Source organism: Nocardia sp. Marseille-Q1738 (assembly GCF_965283145.1).
On record NZ_CBDIMS010000001.1, the window covers coordinates 1430664 to 1449566 of the forward strand.

Consider the following 18903-nt stretch of genomic DNA (forward strand, 5'->3'; position numbering starts at 1 on the left):
TTGGACCGGCTGGATTTCGGCGGAAACGGCGAAACTGGTGGCGAACGGGCACACGCGGGCTCTGGGGTAGCACCCGGGGAGTCCGGTGCCTTTCCGTTGTCGCCGGCCCAGCTGGGCATCTGGTACGCGCAGCATGTCGATCCGCAAGTGCCGATCACCATCGCGCAGTACGTCGACCTGCACGGTGAGCTGGATGTCGATGTGCTCGAGCAGGCCAGCATCGACGCCTCGCACGAGCTGGGTTCCGGCTTCCTCCGGATCATCGAGCGCGACGGCCAGCCGCTGCAGTTCGTCGACCACTCGATCGCCGACTACGACAAGGTCGTCTACGTCGACCTGCGTGGCGAGGCCGATCCGGCCGCCGCCGCCATGGCGTGGATGCGTGCCGAGTACAGCCGCCCGCTCGCTCTGACCTCCGACCGGCTGATCCTCATCGCGGCACTACAGCTGGCCGACGATCACTGGTACTGGTACTCGCGGTCGCACCACATCGCGCTCGACGGCTTCGGCGCCATGACCAACGTCAACCGGATCGCCGAGCTGTACACGGCGTACGTCAACGGCACCGAGCCGGCGGCGTCCAAGGCCACCGATCTGCGCACGCTCTACGAGCAGGAGATCGCCTACCGCGACAGCACCCGCTTCGCCTCCGACAAGGAGTACTGGGCCGAGCGGGTGGCTGGGCTGGAGGACGGCACCAGCCTGACCGGCCGTTCCGCGCCGCCCGCCGCGATCAACGGCATCGTGAGCGCCGCGCTGTCCGACGAGCAGAACGCCCTGCTGGACACGGCCGTCGCGCGGCACGATTCGTCGCCCGCCGGACTGCTGCTCGCGGGCTTCGCGGCGTATCTGGCGCAGTGGAACGGCGTCGAGGACGTGATCCTCAGCCTGCCGGTGACCGCGCGCACCACCGCCGCGATGCGCCGCTCGGGTGGCGCGTCGTCGAACATCGTGCCGCTGCGGCTGCACGTGGGTCACGACACCACGGTGTCGGAGCTGCTGAAGCAGGTGCAGGTCGAGGTCTCCGGCGCGTTGCGGCATCAGCGGTACCGGCACGAGGACATCCGCCGCGACGCGGCCGGTGACGGTGTGGTGACCACCGAGTTCTTCGGGCCGTGGGTCAACATCATGTTGTTCCACGACGAGATCACCTTCGGCTCGACCGTTGGTCAGATGCACGTGCTGTCCACCGGCAGCATCGAGGACCTGGGCGTCAACTTCTACCAGTCGGTGGCGGGCACCCGCGCGCACATCGACTTCGAGACCAACCCCAACCTCTACACCGAGGACGAGGCGCGCAGCCACCACGGGCGCTTCCTGGAGTTCTTCGATCGCTTCCTCGCCGCCGGCGTCGACGAGGCGGTGTGGGGCCTGGAGGTCACCACCGCCGACGAGCGCGAGCGGACGCTGCTGGAGTGGAACGACTCCGAGCAGGATGTTCCGGAGACCACGCTCGCGGCGCTGTTGGACGCGCAGATGCCGCTGACCCCGGACAACATCGCGCTCGATTTCGAGGGCGCGACCCTGACCTACGCGGAGTTCGACGCGCGGGTCAACCGCTTGGCCCGCTTCCTGATCGCCGATGGCGTCGGCCCGGAATCGCTTGTCGCACTGGGCATGCGCCGCTCTCTGGAGCTGGTGATCGGCATGCACGCGGTGGTGAAGGCCGGTGGCGCGTACGTGCCGATCGATCCGGATCATCCGGCCGAGCGCACCGCCTACATTCTCGACAGCGCCGCGCCGGTGTGCGTGCTCACGCTGTCGTCCGATGAGCTGGACCTACCCGAGTCGGTGCGCCGGGTGGAGATCGACACCCTCGACGTGTCGGCGTACTCCGCGGACCCGGTCACCGACGCCGACCGGGTGGCGCCGCTGCGCCCGGACAACACCGCCTACGTCATCTACACCTCGGGCTCGACCGGTCGCCCGAAGGGCGTGGCGGTCACCCACCACGCGATCGTCAACCAGCAGCTGTGGATGCTGGACGAGTACCGGCTGACCGCCGAGGACGTGTACCTGCAGAAGACCGCGACCACCTTCGACGTGTCGCTGTGGGGCTACTTCCTTCCGTTGCTGGTGGGCGCGAAGCTGGTCATCGCGTCGCCGGACGGGCATCGTGACCCGCTGTATGTCGCGGAGATGATCGCCCGGCACGGGGTCACCGTGACCGACTTCGTCCCGTCCATGCTGACGGTGTTCGTCGCGCACGCCACCGCGGCTCAATGTGCCTCGCTGCGAGCGGTTTTCGTGATCGGCGAGGCGCTGCCGCCGGAGACCGCCGCGAGCTTCCGCGCGCTCACCGACGCGGGGCTGCACAACCTGTACGGTCCCACCGAGGCCGCGGTCTCGGTGACCTACTGGGAGGCGACGGCCGCCGACACGGTGACCGTGCCGATCGGTATCCCGGAGTGGAACGTCCAGGTGTACGTGCTGGATTCGCGGCTGCGTCCGGCCGCGATCGGCGCACCGGGCGAGTTGTACCTCGGCGGGCGTCAGCTCGCCCGTGGCTACCGCGGCCGTCCGGACCTGACCTCGGACCGTTTCGTCGCCAATCCGTTCTCGGTGGGTGGGTCCGGGGCCGAAGGCGGAGCGCGGATGTACCGCACCGGTGACCTGGTGCGCTGGAACTCCGCGGGCACGCTGGAATACATCGGCCGCACCGACTTCCAGGTGAAGTTCCGCGGCCAGCGCATCGAGCTGGGGGAGATCGAAACCGATCTGCTCGCGCACCCCGCCGTCAGCCAGGCCGTGGTGCTGGTCGTCGACACGGCCACCGGTCAGCAACTCGTCGCCTACGTGGTGGCGGCCCCGGGGCAGACCGTGGATCCGGCAGCGCTGACCAGGTTCGTCGCGGAGAAGCTGCCGAGCTACATGGTGCCCGCGTCGATCATGGTGCTGGATGCCTTCCCGCTCAACACCAGCGGCAAGCTGGATCGCAAAGCCCTGCCGGAGCCGGTGTTCAGCGCCGACGCGGGCGATTTCCGCGCGCCACGCACCCAGGCCGAGCAGATCGTGGCGGGCATCTTCGCCGACGTGCTCAGCCAGGACCGGATCGGCATCGACGACAACTTCTTCGACCTGGGCGGCAACTCGCTGGTCGCCACGCAGGTGGTGGCGCGTATCGGCGCGGCCTTCGGCACCCAGATCGGGGTGCGCGCGCTGTTCGAGACCCCGACCGTCGCCGGAATCGCGGCCAGGGCCGAGAACGCCGCCCCCGCCGACGCGTCGCGTCCGCCGCTGGTGGCCCAGCAGCTGCCGGAACGGGTGCCGCTGTCTCTTGCGCAGCAGCGCATGTGGTTCATCAACCAGTTCGACCCGACCGTGCCGACCTACAACCTGCCGTTCGTGGTGCGGTTGCGCGGCCAGGTGGATCTGGACGCGTTGCAGTCCGCGCTGCTCGACGTGATCGAGCGCCAGCAGTCGCTGCGCACGATCTTCCCCGAGTCCGGCGATGGTGGCTATCAGCAGGTGGTTCCGGTCGACCAGGTCGATCTGAGCATCGCGGTGCAGCCGATCGACGAGGCCGAATTGCACTCCGCGCTGGCCGAATTCGCCGCGCGCGGCTTCGATGTGACGTTCGAACTGCCGATCCGGGTGCGGGTGTTCGCGGTCACCGGCGGGCGGGGCAACGGCACCGCCGATTACGCCTTGGCGTTCGTCGTGCACCACATCGCGGCCGACGGCTTCTCGTTCGGCCCGCTTGCCCGCGACGTGGCCGCCGCCTACCTGGCCCGCACCGCGGGCGAGGCGCCGAACTGGGCGCCGCTGCCGGTGCAGTACCAGGACTTCAGCGTGTGGCAGCGCGAGCTGCTCGGCGCCGAATCCGACCCCGGCTCGATGGCGGCGCGCGAAATCGCATACTGGCGTAGGGCTCTGGCGGGTCTGCCGGACCAGCTCGACCTGCCCGCGGACCGTCCGCGTCCGCCGGTGCAGAGCTTCCGCGGCAGCCGGGTGAACTTCGAGATCGATGTCGAGTTGCATCAGCGCCTCGTCGCGCTGGCCCGCGCGCAGGGCGTCAGCCTGTTCATGGTCATGCACGCCTCGCTGGCCGTGCTGCTGGCCCGGCTGTCGGGCACCAGCGACATCGCCATCGGCACCCCGGTGGCCGGGCGTGGCGAGCAGGCGCTCGACGACCTGATCGGCATGTTCGTCAACACCCTCGTGCTGCGCTCGGAGGTGGACGGCGACGAGCCGTTCGCCGAATTCCTCGGCCGCACCAGGGAAACCGACCTCGCCGCGTTCGCGTTCGCGGACGTGCCGTTCGAGCGCCTGGTCGAGGTACTCAACCCGACCCGCTCGCAGGCCCGGCACCCGCTGTTCCAGGTGATGCTGTCGTTCCAGGAGATGTCGCACGCGACACTGGAGCTGCCCGGCCTGTCGGTCACCGCCGACGAGCTCGAGGTCGACATCGCGAAGTTCGACCTGCAGTGGACGGTCACCGAGGAGCGGGGCGCGCACGGCGAGCCCGCGGGTATGTCCGCGGTGATCTCCTTCGCCACCGACCTGTTCGACGCCCCGACCGTCGCCGAGTTCGGCCGCCGCTACCTGCGCGTGCTCGAAGCCGCCGTTGCCGCGCCGGAGACCACCGTGCGCGACATCCAGATTCTCGATGACGCCGAGCGCGCCAGGGTGCTCACCGAGTGGAACCACACGCGGCACGATCTGCCCGCGGCCACCGTGCTCGAGCTGTTCGAGGAGCAGGTGCGGGCGCGGCCCGACGACCCCGCCGTGGTGTTCGACGGTGGCGTCCGAGGCGAGGGCGAGTTCGGCCCGCCGGTCGAGCTCACCTACGCCGAGTTCGCCTCACGCGTGAATCGCCTGGCGCGCAAGCTGATCGACGCTGGCGTCGGCCCGGAGTCGCTGGTCGCGGTCGGCATTCGCCGGTCGGTGGACATGCTGGTGGCGATCTACGCCACCATGACCGCGGGCGGCGGCTACGTGCCGATCGACCCGGACCACCCGGCCGAGCGCACCGAATACGTGCTGGACAGCTCGGCACCGGTGTGCGTGCTGACCACCACCGCCGACAACGTCACCGCCGCCGGCATCCCGGTGCTCACGCTGGACACCCTGGATCTGAGCGGGTTCGGCGACGGTCCGATCACCGCCGCCGAGCGCCGCGCACCGCTGCGCGCGACCAACACGGCCTACGTGCTCTACACCTCCGGCTCCACCGGCCGCCCCAAGGGCGTCGCGGTCAGCCACGCCTCGGTGGTCAACCAGATCGCCTGGATCACCGCCGAATACCGGATCGGCCCGGCCGACGTGATCCTGCAGAAGACGCCGGTCACCTTCGACGTGTCGGTGTGGGAGTTGTTCGGCACGCTGGCCGTCGGCGCCCGCATGCTGATCGCCGCGCCCGACGGCCACCGCGATCCGATGTACCTGTCGGAGATCATCGGGCGGCACCGGGTCACCATGACCTCGTTCGTGCCGTCGATGCTCTCGGTGTTCGCCGGCTCCGCATCCACGGCCGAATGTGCTTCGCTGCGTGCGGTTCTCGTCGCCGGTGAGGCACTGCCGCCCGCGACCGTCACCGCGTTCCGGCAGTTCTCCACCGCCGCGGTGCACAACCTGTACGGTCCCACCGAGTTCACCGTGCACGCCACCGCGTGGCAGCTCAACGAGGTCGCGCCCGCGTCGGTGCCGATCGGCCGCCCGGTGTGGAACGCGCAGACCTACGTACTGGACGAGGGCCTCAACCCCGTTCCGGTCGGTGTGCCCGGCGAGCTGTACCTCGGCGGCGTGCAGACCGCCCGCGGCTACCACGGCCGCCCCGACCTGTCCGCCGAGCGCTTCGTCGCCGACCCGTTCGGCGCGCCCGGCTCCCGGCTGTACCGCACCGGCGACCTGGTGCGCTGGGTGCAGCCGCGCGATCCGGAAGTCGGCAGCGCGGGCGTGCTGGAGTACATCGGCCGCACCGACTTCCAGGTGAAGTTCCGCGGCCAGCGCATCGAGCTCGGCGAGATCGAGGCCGCCCTGCTGGAGCATCCGGCGGTCACCCAGGCCGTGGTGCTGGTGCTGGACACGGTCGCGGGCGACCAGCTGGTCTCCTACGTGGTCACCACCAGCGGCCCGGTCGACCTGGACAACATCAAGAACGCGCTGCACCGCACGCTGCCCGCGTACATGGTGCCCTCGGCGATCGTGGTGCTGGAGGCGTTCCCGCTCAACGCCTCCGGCAAGCTGGACCGCAAGGCGCTGCCCGCCCCGGTGTTCGAGGTGCGCGAATTCCGTGCCCCGACAACGCCGATCGAGGAGATCGTCGCGCAGATCTTCGGCGAGGTGCTCGGCATCTCCCGCGTCGGCGTGGACGACGACTTCTTCGAACTGGGCGGCAACTCGCTGATCGCCACCCAGGTGGCCTCCCGCCTCGGCATCGCGCTGGACACCCGGGTGCCGGTGCGCATGCTGTTCGAGGCGTCCACGGTCGCGGCGCTGGCCGCGCGAGTGGAGTCGCACGCCGGTGACGGCGCGCGCAAGGCGCTGGTCGCCAGGCAGCGCCCGGAGCAGGTGCCGCTTTCCCTCGCGCAGCAGCGCATGTGGTTCCTCAACCGGTTCGACACCTCCTCGGCGGTGAACAACATCCCGGTCGCGATCCGGCTGTCCGGTGACCTGGACATCGCCGCGTTGCAGGTCGCGGTCATCGACGTGATCGATCGGCACGAGTCGCTGCGCACGGTCTTCCCGGAGACCAAGAGCGGCCCGGTGCAGGTGGTGCTGGACGCCGCGCAGATCGTGCCGGACCTGACCCCGGTGCCGGTGACCGAGCACAACCTGATCGATCACCTGGTCGAGCTGGCCTCGATGGCGTTCGACGTGACCAGCGAAGTGCCGCTGCACGCACGGCTGTTCGAGATCAGCGAGACCGAGTACGTGCTCGGCATGGTGGTGCACCACATCTCGGCCGACGGCTGGTCGATGGGTCCGCTGGCCCGCGACGTCATGGTGGCCTACGCCGCTCGCACGTCGTGGGAGGCCCCGGCCTGGTCGGCGCTGCCGGTGCAGTACGCCGACTACGCGCTGTGGCAGCGCGAGGTGCTCGGCTCCGAGGACGACCCGAGTTCACTGATCGCCAACCAGATCCGCTACTGGACGCGCGAACTGGCCGATCTGCCGGACGAATTGGTGCTGCCGTCGGATCGGCCGCGCCCCGCCGTCGCCTCCTACCGCGGCGGCACCTACCCATTCGTGATCTCCGGCGAGACCCAGCGCGCCTTGGTCGATCTGGGCCGCAGGCACAACGCCTCGCTGTTCATGGTGCTGCACAGCGCGCTCGCGGTGCTGCTGGCCAGGGCCAGCGGCACCAGCGACATCGCCGTCGGCACGCCGGTCGCGGGTCGCGGTGAGGCCGCGCTGGACGACCTGATCGGCATGTTCGTCAACACTCTGGTGCTGCGAACCGAGGTGGATGGTGCGGCGAGCTTCGCCGACCTGCTCGCCCAGGCGCGGGAGACCGACCTGCACGCGTTCGCGCACGCGGACGTGCCGTTCGAGCGGCTGGTCGAGGTGCTCAACCCGGCCCGCTCGCAGGCGCGGCACCCGCTGTTCCAGGTGATGCTGACCTTCCAGAACACCAAGCAGGCCAGCCTGGAGCTGCCCGGTCTGTCGGTCAACGGCATCGACTACGACGCCCGCCTGGCCAAGTTCGATCTGCAGCTGACCCTCTCGGAGACCCAGGACGAGCTGGGTGACGCGGCGGGCATGTCGGCCGAGTTCTCCTACGCGCTCGATCTTTTCGACGAACCGACCGTCGCGGCGTTCGCCCGCCGCCTCGATCGCATCCTCGCGGCCGTGACCGCCGATCCGAACGTCCCGATCGGTGACATCGACCTGCTCGCGCCCGAGGAACACGCGCGGGTGCTGGTCGATTGGAACGACACCGGGCATCCGGTGGACCAGCTCGCGACGCTGGTCTCGCTGTTCGACGCGCAGGCGGCGGCCACGCCCGATGCGATCGCGCTGGAATTCGACGACGAGCGGCTGACCTATCGCCAGTTCCAGGAGCGTGCCAACCGCATCGCCCGGCAGTTGATCGGCGCGGGCGTCGGCCCGGAATCGCTGGTGGCGCTGGCGCTGCGGCGCTCGACCGAACTCGTCGTCGCGATGTATGCGGTGGTGCAGACCGGCGCGGCCTACGTCCCGCTCGACCCGGACCAGCCCGCCGACCGAGTCAACTACATCATCGAGACCGCGCGGCCGCGGATGATCCTGTACCGCTCCGCGGACGGATTCGACTTCGACCCGCAGCCGCAGGTGACGGTGCTGTCGGTCGAAGGCATCGAAGGGCTGCCCGGCTTCGCGGCCACCAGCGGCGCGCCGATCACCGACGCCGAACGCACGCGGCCGTTGCGGCCGGAGAACACCGCGTACGTGATCTTCACGTCCGGCTCCACCGGACGCCCGAAGGGTGTGGCGGTCAGTCACGCCGCGATCGTCAACCGGCTGCTGTGGATGCAGCACGAGTACCGGATCGGTCCCGACGACGCGGTGTTGCAGAAGACCCCGGCCACGTTCGACGTGTCGGTGTGGGAGTTCTTCTGGCCGTTGCAGACCGGTGCCAGGCTGGTCGTTGCGCGCCCGGACGGGCACCGCGACCCGGTGTACCTGTCCCAGATCATCACCGAAAAGCACATCACCACAGCGCATTTCGTGCCGTCGATGCTTTCGGTCTTCGTCGCGACGCTGGGCAACGAGAACGGCGACGGTGAGCCCGCGCCGCGGCTGCGGCAGGTCTTCGCCTCCGGTGAGGCGCTGCCTGCGCAAACGGCACAGCGTCTGCGTGAGCTGACCGGCGCGCGGTTGCACAACCTGTACGGCCCCACCGAGGCCGCCGTCGACGTGACGTATCACGAAGCGACGGACGCGGATACCGTCTCGGTGCCGATCGGACGCCCGGTGTGGAACACCCGCGTCTTCGTGCTGGACAGCCGTCTGCACCCGGTCGCACCGGGTGTCGCGGGCGAGCTGTATCTCGCGGGCGAGCAGCTGGCGCTGGGTTACCTGCGCCGTCCGGACCTGACCGCGGACCGGTTCGTCGCCAACCCGTATGGCGCGCCGGGTGAGCGGATGTACCGCACCGGTGACCTGGTGGCCTGGACCGAACACGGTGAGCTGGAATACCTGGGCCGCACCGACTTCCAGGTGAAGCTGCGCGGTCTGCGGATCGAGCTGGGCGAGATCGAGGCCGCGCTGCTGGCGCAGCCGGGTATCGCCCAGTCGGTGGTGGTGCTGCGCTCCGACGCCCACGCGGGTGATCAGCTGGTTGGTTACCTGGTCGCGGAAGCCGAGGCGACCGTCGACACCGACGAGGTGAAGGCGGCGCTGGCCACCGCGCTGCCGGGCTACATGATCCCGGCCGCGCTGGTCGTGCTGGACGCGTTCCCGGTCAACGCCTCCGGCAAGCTCGATCGCAAGGCGCTGCCCGCGCCGGTGTTCGAGGCCAAGGTGTTCCGTGCGCCGTCCACCCCGATCGAGGAGATCGTGGCGGAGGTCTTCGCCGATCTGCTCGGCGTGCCGCGCGTGGGCGTGGACGACGACTTCTTCGAGCTGGGCGGCAACTCGCTGGTGGCCACCCAGGTGACCGCCCGGCTGAGCGCGGCGCTGAACACCGAGATCGGCGTGCGTGTGCTGTTCGAGGCGCCGACCGTCGCCGCGCTGGCCGCCCGGGTCGAGTCCCACGCGGGTTCCGGTGCGCGCCAAGCACTCACGGCACAGGTGCGTCCCGAGTACCCGCCGCTGTCGCTGGCGCAGCAGCGGATGTGGTTCCTCAACCGCTTCGACGCCGACTCCGCCGCGAACAACATCCCCGCCGCGGTGCGGCTGGAGGGTGCGCTGGATCTGGACGCGCTGCGCGGCGCGATCGCCGATGTGATCGCGCGGCACGAATCGCTGCGCACGGTCTACCCGTCGCGCGACGGCCTCGCCTATCAGCGGGTACTGCCCGCGACCAGGGCGATTCCGGAGCTGGACGTGGTCGAGGTGGCCGAGGGGCAATTGCTCGGCACCTTGTACGCGTTCGTCGAGCGCGGCTTCGACGTGACCACCGAACCGCCGGTGCGCCTGCGCGCCTACCGGCTCGCGCCGGACGACTACGTGCTGGTCGTGGTGGTGCACCACATCGCCGCCGACGGTTTCTCGATGCGTCCGCTGGTGCGCGACCTGATGACCGCCTACGTGGCGCGTACTTCGGCGGCGCAGCCGGGCTGGCCGCCGCTGGCGGTGCAGTACGTGGACTTCGCGCTGTGGCAGCGCGACACGCTCGGCTCCGAGGACGATCCGACCTCGCTGATCTCCGAGCAGCTCGACTACTGGCGCGGCGCGCTCGCCGGTCTGCCCGACGAGCTGCGCCTGGCCGGTCGGCCGCGGCCCGCCGTCGGGTCGTACCGGGCGGGCACCCATCGCTTCCGCGTGCCGGGTGAGCTGATCGATGAGCTGAACCGGGTCGCGCACGCGCACGGCACCACGTTGTTCATGGTGGTGCACAGCGCATTCGCCGCGTTGCTGGCACGGTTGAGCGGCTCCGACGACATCGCCATCGGCATCCCGGTCGCCGGGCGAGGAGAGCAGGCGCTCGACGATCTGGTCGGCATGTTCGTCAACACCCTGGTGCTGCGCTCGCAGGTGGACACCGGCGAGTCGTTCACCGACCTGCTCGCCCAGGTCCGCGAGCGCGACCTGCAGGCGTTCGCGCACGCGGACGTGCCGTTCGAGCGGCTGGTCGAGGTGCTCAACCCGGCCCGCTCGCAGGCGCGGCACCCGCTGTTCCAGGTGATGCTGTCGTTCCAGAACCTCGGCCGCACCGCGCTGGACCTGCCCGGCCTGACCGTCTCCGAGCTGGGCATCGACCAGCCGACGGCGAAGTTCGACTTGCAGCTCACTCTCAGCGAAGTGCCGGGCGCCGAGACGGCGATGGACGCCGAACTCGTCTACGCCACCGATCTTTTCGACGGCGCGTTCGCGGGCACGTTCGCCGAGCGTTTCGTGCGGGTGCTGCGCGGCGTCGCCGCCGAGCCGTCGGTGCCGGTCGGCGACATCGACCTGCTGGACGACGCCGAACGGTCGCTGGTGATCGAGTGGTGGAACGCCACCGAGTTCCCGGTCGACGCCGCGCTCACCTCGCCGGTGGGCGATGCCGCCGCGACGCTGGTGTCGCTGTTCGAGGCGCAGGTCGCGCGCACGCCGGACACGGCGGCGGTGACGTTCGAGGGGACGAGTCTGTCCTACGCCGAGTTCGCCCGGCGGGTGCACCGCTTGGCGCGCTGGCTCAAGCGCAATGGCGTTGGCCCGGAATCGTATGTGGCCCTCGGTATGCGCCGTTCCATCGACCTGGTGGTCGGCATGTACGCGGTGAACGCCGCGGGCGGCGCGTACGTGCCGCTGGACCCGGACCACCCGGCCGAGCGGATCGATTACATCCTCGAGACCGCGCGCCCGGTGTGTGTGCTGACCTCCGGCTCGGATCTGGAGACCACCGTCTCCCGGCAGGTGCGCATCGATCAGCTGGACCTGTCGGAGTTCTCCGACGAGCCGCTGACCGACGCCGACCGGCACAAGCCGCTGCGTCCGGCCAACACCGCGTACGTGATCTTCACTTCCGGTTCGACCGGCCGCCCGAAGGGTGTGGCGGTTTCGCATGCGGCGATCGTCAACCGCCTGGTGTGGATGCATGCCGAGTACGGCTTGGCGGCCTACGACGTGGTGTTGCAGAAGACTCCGGCGACGTTCGACGTGTCGGTGTGGGAGTTCTTCTGGCCGTTGCAGGTCGGTGCGCGGCTGGTGGTCGCGAAGCCGGACGGTCATCGCGATCCCGCGTACCTGGCGGGGCTGATCGTCGACGAGCAGGTCACCACGGTGCACTTCGTGCCGTCGATGCTGTCGGTGTTCGTCGCGGAGGAGCGCGCGGCCGAGTGCACGAGTCTGCGTAATGTTTTCGCCTCCGGTGAGGCGCTGCCCGCGGTGACTGCGCAGAAGTTGCGTGAGCTGACCGGTGCGCGGTTGCACAACCTGTACGGTCCGACCGAGGCTGCGGTCGACGTCACCTTCCACGAGGTGACCGAGGACGACACCGTGTCCGTTCCGATCGGTGCACCGGTGTTCAACACCCAGGTGTACGTGCTGGATTCGCGGTTGCGGCCGGTTCCGGTCGGGGTGCCCGGCGAGCTGTACCTGGCGGGCGCGCAGCTGGCACACGGCTACGTGGGTCGTCCCGACCTGACCACCGAGCGTTTCGTGGCCAACCCGTTCGGCGACGCCGAGCGCATGTACCGCACCGGTGACCTGGTGGCCTGGACCGAAGACGGTGAGCTGGAATACCTGGGCCGCACCGACTTCCAGGTGAAGCTGCGTGGTCTGCGGATCGAGCTGGGCGAAATCGAGTCGGCGCTCACGGCGCTGGAATCGGTGGCGCAGGCGGTCGTGCTGGTGCGCGCAGATGAACGGACCGGCGACCAGTTGGTGGCCTACCTGGTGGCGGACCCGGACCGGGTGGTGGACGTCGAGTCGGTCAAGATCGCGCTCGGCGCCCGGCTGCCCGGGTACATGGTGCCCGCGGCCTATCTGGTGCTCGACGAGTTCCCGCTGAATGCCTCGGGCAAGCTGGACCGCAAGGCGCTGCCGGAACCGGTCTTCGAGGCCAAGGTGTTCCGTGCGCCGACGACGCCGGTGCAGGAGATCGTGGCCGAAACCTTCGCCGAGGTGCTCGGCGTGCAGCGGGTCGGCCTGGACGACGACTTCTTCGAATTGGGTGGCAACTCGCTGGTCGCCACCCAGGTGGCCGCACGACTGGGCGAGGCGCTGGATACGCAGGTTCCGGTGCGCGCGCTGTTCGAGGCCTCCACTGTCGTGGCGCTGGCCGCCAAGGTGGAAGCGGCTGCCGGACAGGGCGGCCGGGCGCCGCTGGTGGCGCGGGAACGACCCGAGCTGGTGCCGCTGTCGTTGGCCCAGCAGCGGATGTGGTTCCTCAACCGGTTCGACAACGCGACCGCGGTGAACAACATCCCGGTCGCGCTGCGGCTGACCGGTGCGCTCGATGTCGCCGCGCTGGGCGCGGCCATCCGCGACGTGCTCGCGCGGCACGAGGCGCTGCGCACGGTCTATCCCGAGGTGGAAGGCACCGGTTACCAGCGCGTCCTGCCGGTCGGCGAGGTCGCCTTCGACCTGGTCGCCGAACCGGTGGCCGCGGACGAGCTGCCCACGCGGATCGTCGAGCTGGCGAGCGTCGGTTTCGACGTGACCGCCGAGGTCGGGTTCCGGGCGAGCCTGCTGGCGCTGTCGGAAACCGATCACGTCGCGGTGCTGGTCATGCACCACATCAGCGCGGACGGCTTCTCGCTGCGTCCGCTGCTGCGTGACGTGGTGCTCGCCTACACCGAGCGCGCCCGCGGCGAGGTCCCCTCCTGGGCCCCCCTGGAGGTGCAGTACGCCGACTACGCGCTGTGGCAGCGCGAGGTGCTCGGCGCCGAGGACGACGCGGAGTCCGTCGCCGCGCGCCAGATCGCCTACTGGACCGAGCAGCTGCGCGACCTGCCCGATCAGATCGAGCTGCCCGCCGACCGGCCCAGGCCCGAAATTGCCTCCAATGCCGGTGGCACGCATGACTTCTCGGTCGATGCCGAGGTGCACGAGGCGCTGGCCGAGCTGGCGCGCGCCCGCGGCGTGACGCTGTTCATGGTCGTGCACGCCGCGCTCGCCGCATGGGCGGGCAGGCTGTCGAACAGCACCGACATCGCGATCGGTACCCCGATCGCGGGTCGCGGTGAACGCGCGCTCGACGACGTGGTGGGCATGTTCGTCAACACGCTGGTGCTGCGCAGCCAGGTCGATCCCGGTGAACGCTTCGGCGAGCTGCTCGATCAGGTGCGCCGCACCGATCTGGCCGCCTTCGCCAACGCCGACGTGCCGTTCGAGCGGTTGGTGGACGTGATCAGCCCGGTGCGCTCGCAGGCGCACCACCCGCTGTTCCAGGTCGCGCTGACCTTCGAGGCCGCCTCGGCCGCCGACCTGGGCACCGTCGCGTTGCCCGGCCTGGACGTCGCGGTGGTCGACTTCGACCCGGGCACGGCGAAATTCGACGTGCAGCTCACCGTGGGCGAGGCCGCCGACGGCGGGCTGACGCTGTCCTGGAACTACGCCACCGACCTGTTCGATCCGGAGACGGTGGCCGCCTTCGCCGACCGTTTCGTGCGCATCCTGCGCGGTGTCGCCGAGGATCCGGAGATCGCCGTCGGCGATATCGATCTGCTCGGCGAGAGCGAACGTCTCGACGTGTCGCAGCGCTGGGTGTCATCCGCAGCAGACGCCGCTGGTGCGCACCGGTTCGCCGATCCGGACATCACGCTGGTCGGGTTGTTCGACGCTGCCGTCGCCGCGCACCCGGATCGTGTCGCGGCCCGCTTCGGCGTGGAGACGCTGACCTACGCCGAGCTGGACCGGCGCGCGAATGTGCTGGCGCGCAGGCTGATCGCCGACGGCGCCGGCCCGGAGACGCTGGTCGCGGTGATCCTGCCGCGGTCGCTGGATCTGGTGGTGGCGCTGCTGGCCGTGGTGAAGACCGGCGCGGGCTACGTGCCGGTGGACCCGACCTATCCGGCCGACCGCATCGCCTTCGTGCTCGCCGATTCCCGGCCGACCAGCGTGGTACTCGATTCCACGGTGCAGGTGGTGGTTCCGGACGGGCTGCCCGCCGTGGTGCTGGACGGCTTCGCGGTGGAGACCGGCAATGTCGAGGACGCCGACGACGCGCCGATCACCGACGCCGACCGCAACGCCGCGCTCACGCCCGACAATGTCGCGTACGTGATCTACACCTCCGGCTCGACCGGCCGCCCGAAGGGTGTCGCCGTCGCGCATCGCAACGTGGTGCGGTTGTTCGCGAACACCGACCGCGACTTCGGTTTCGGGCCCGAGGACACCTGGACGCTGTTCCACAGCTACGCCTTCGACTTCTCGGTGTGGGAGTTGTGGGGCCCGCTGCTGTTCGGCGGCACCCTCGTGGTGGTCGACTACTACACCTCGCGCTCGCCGGAGCAGTTCCTGGAACTGCTGCGCGCCGAACGTGTCACGGTGCTCAACCAGACCCCGTCCGCGTTCTACCAGCTGGCCGAGGCCGACCGGAACGCCGCGCCCGACGCCGCGCCGCTGGCGCTGCGTTACGTGGTGTTCGGTGGTGAGGCGCTGGAGCTGCGCAGGCTGTCGGATTGGGTGGCACGCCACGGCGATGCGGCACCGCTGCTGGTCAACATGTACGGCATCACCGAGACCACGGTGCACGTGTCCTACCGCGCACTGGACGCCGCGACCATCGCCGCCGCCTCCGGCAGCGTGGTCGGCCGCGCCATCGCCGGTCTGCGGGTGTACGTGCTCGACAACAGGTTGCGTCCGGTGCCGGTCGGCGTCGCGGGTGAGATGTATGTGGCGGGCCCGCAATTGGCTCGCGGCTACCTCGGCCGCCCCGACCTGTCGGCCACGCGCTTCGTCGCCAACCCGATGGGCGACGCGCCGGGCGAGCGGCTGTACCGCTCCGGTGACCTCGCGCGCTGGAACCGGCACGGCGAACTGGAGTACCTGGGCCGCGCCGACGACCAAGTGAAGGTGCGTGGCTTCCGCATCGAGCTCGGCGAGATCGAATCGGCGATCCTGGCCCAGCCCGGCATCGCCCAGGCCGCCGTGATCGTGCGCGAGGACCAGCCCGGCGATCAGCGGATCGTCGCCTACGTGGTCGCCGAACCTGGCGTCGAGCCGGTGCTCGACGTGGTCCGCGACGGCGCCGCCGAGCAGCTGCCGTCCTACATGGTGCCCTCGGCCGTGGTGCGGCTGGAGTGGATTCCGCTGACCGTCAACGGGAAGCTGGACCGCCGTGCGCTGCCCGCTCCGGCGGCGCAGGCGCGTGCCTTTCGCGCGCCGGTCACCCCGGTGCAGGAGACCGTGGCCGCGGTGTTCGCCGACGTGCTCGGCCTGGAGCGGGTCGGCGTGGACGACGACTTCTTCGACCTCGGCGGCAACTCGCTGATCGCGACCAGGGTGGTCGCCCGCATCGGCGCCGCGCTCGGCACCACCGTCGCGGTGCGCACCCTGTTCGAGGCCTCCACCGTGGAAGCCCTTGCCGCACGGGTGGAATCGCACGCCGACGGCGCCGCCCGGGCCCGCTTGGTCGCCCGCGAGCGGGCCGCCGACGAACTGGTGCCGCTGTCGTTCGCGCAGCAGCGCATGTGGTTCCTGAACAAGTACGACACCGCCTCGTCGGCCTACAACCTGCCGATCGCCATCCGGCTTACCGGTCGATTGGACGTGACCGCGCTGCGGCTGGCGGTCGCCGACGTGGTGCGCAGGCACGAGTCGCTGCGCACCCGCTACCCCGAGCACGGCGGCACCCCGGTGCAGGTGATCGTGCCCGCCGAGGACATCGCCCTGGACCTGCATCCGGTCCCGGTGGATCCGGCGGAACTGACCGCGGCGGTGACCGAGTTCGTCACCACCGGATTCGATGTGGCCGAAGAGGTTCCGCTGCGCACCCGGCTGTACGCGGCGGGACCAGACGAGCACGTGCTCGTGGTCGTGGTGCACCACATCGCGGCCGACGGTTTCTCCATGGGGCCGCTGACCCGCGACGTGATGACCGCCTACACCGCGCGCAGCACCGATGCAGCCCCCGGTTGGGCGCCGCTGGCGGTCCAGTACGCCGACTTCGCGGTGTGGCAGCGCGAGATCCTCGGCTCCGAGGAGGACCCCGACTCGCTGCTGGCCGAGCAGGTCGCGCACTGGCGGCGCACGCTCGACGGCATCCCCGACGAGCTGGCGCTGCCCACGGATCGCCCGCGTCCGGCCGTTGCCTCGCACCGCGGCGCGACGCTGCATCGCGAGCTGCCCGGCGAGCTGATCGCCGCACTGGATGAGGTCGCGCGGCAGCGCGGGGCCTCACTGTTCATGGTCATGCACGGCGCGCTGGCTGTCCTGCTGTCGCGCTTGTCGGGTGGGGACGACATCGCGGTCGGCACCCCGATCGCGGGCCGAGGCGAGGCCGCGCTCGATGACGTAATAGGCATGTTCGTCAACACCCTGGTGCTGCGCACTCCGATCGTGCCGGGCGAATCGTTCGCCGACCTGCTCGACCGGGTGCGCCGCACCGACCTGGACGCGTACGGCAACGCCGACGTGCCGTTCGAGCGGCTGGTGGAACTGCTCGCGCCGGAACGCTCGCAGGCGCGCAATCCGCTGTTCCAGGTGATGCTGGCGTTCCAGAACCTGGAGCGCACCACCCTGGAGCTGCCGGGTCTTTCGGTGTCCGCGCTGGACCTCGAAGAGAACGTCGCGCGCTTCGACCTCCAGTTCACTCTCGCCGAGCGCGGCGAATCCGGTTCCAGCGCCATGGCTTTGGCGCTCACCTACGCCACCGAGCTGTTCGACTCCTCGACCGCGGCGGGCATCGCGGACCGCTGGGAACGCGTGCTCGAGGCCATCGCGGCCGATCCGGCGATCACCGTCGGCGCCATCGATGTGCTCGACGCGGCCGAGCGTGCCGATCTCGTCGCCCGCACGGGTGCTGCGGCGACCCCGGCGCGGACACTGCCGGATCTGATCGCCGAGGCCGTGGCCATCGATCCGCAAGCGCCCGCCGTGGTGTTCCAGGGGAGAACTCTGTCTTACGGCGAGCTGGACGCGCGGTCGAACCGCTTGGCCCGCCTGCTGATCCAGCGTGGCATCGGCACCGAGGATCTGGTGGCCGTCGCCGTGCCGCGGTCGGACCTGTCGTACTTCGCCGAATGGGCGGTGACCAAGTCCGGCGGCGCGTTCGTGCCGATCGACCCGACCTACCCGGCCGACCGCATCGCGCACATGGTCACCGACTCCGGCTCGCCGATCGGCCTGACTGTCGCGTCGGTGCGCGCCGACCTGCCCGACTCCGTCGAGTGGCTGGTGCTGGACGAGCTGGAGCTCACCGAGTTCGACGATGCCGCGATCACCGACGCCGATCGGCTGCGTCCGGTGCGGCCGGAGCATCCGGCCTACGTCATCTACACCTCCGGTTCCACCGGTGTGCCCAAGGGCGTCGTGGTCACCCACGCGGGCCTGGCCAACTTCCGGGACGAGCAGAACGCCCGGTACGACGTCGATTCCGATACGCGGGCACTGCATTTCGCCTCGCCGAGCTTCGACGCCTCGATCCTGGAGTTCCTGCTCGCGATCGGCCGCGGCGGTGCCTTGGTGGTCTGCCCGCCCGGCGTGTACGGCGGCGAGGAACTGGCCGAGCTGATCCGCGCCGAGCGGGTCACGCACGCCTTCATCACCCCGTCGGTGCTCGCGTCGCTGGATTCGGCCGCGCTGGCCGGTATGCGGGTGATCGTGGCGGGCGGTGAAGCCGTGCCCGCCGATCTGGTCACCAAGTGGGGAGGCGCGCCGGACGGTTCGGGCCGCCGCTTCCACAACGGTTACGGCCCGACCGAGACCACGATCATGACCAACATCAGCGACGCGCTCGCGCCCGGTGATCTGGTCACCATCGGCGGCCCGGTCCGCGGCATGCAATCGCTGATCCTGGACGCCCAGCTGCGGCCCGTTCCGGTGGGTGTCGCAGGTGAGCTGTATCTGTCGGGCGTCCAGCTGGCGCGTGGCTACCACGCGCGGCCGGGTCTGTCGGCCGAGCGGTTCGTCGCCAACCCGTACGTCCCCGGCGCGCGGATGTACCGCACCGGCGACGTGGTGCGCTGGACGCGCACCGGTGAGGTCGAGTACGTCGGCCGCTCCGACTTCCAGGTGAAGGTGCGCGGTTTCCGTATCGAGCTCGGCGAGATCGACGCCGCGCTCGCCTCGCACGACACCGTCGACTTCGCGGTCACCCTCGGGCACAAGAACGCCGCTGGAGCGGTGTCGCTGGTGTCGTATGTCGTTGCCGCGCAGGGGCATTCG

General features: G+C 70.1%; 1 protein-coding gene (cut by a window edge). It reads left to right on the forward strand.

Annotation, left to right across the window (positions count from 1 at the left end; translation table 11 throughout):
- Window positions 1–18903, forward strand: the 5' portion of a protein-coding gene (locus ACWPXK_RS06515; RefSeq protein ID WP_454195066.1) for a non-ribosomal peptide synthase/polyketide synthase. Its footprint extends 24921 nt past the window's final position; the window shows 18903 of its 43824 coding nt (coding positions 1–18903); its start codon is at window positions 1–3; the stop codon falls past the right edge of the window.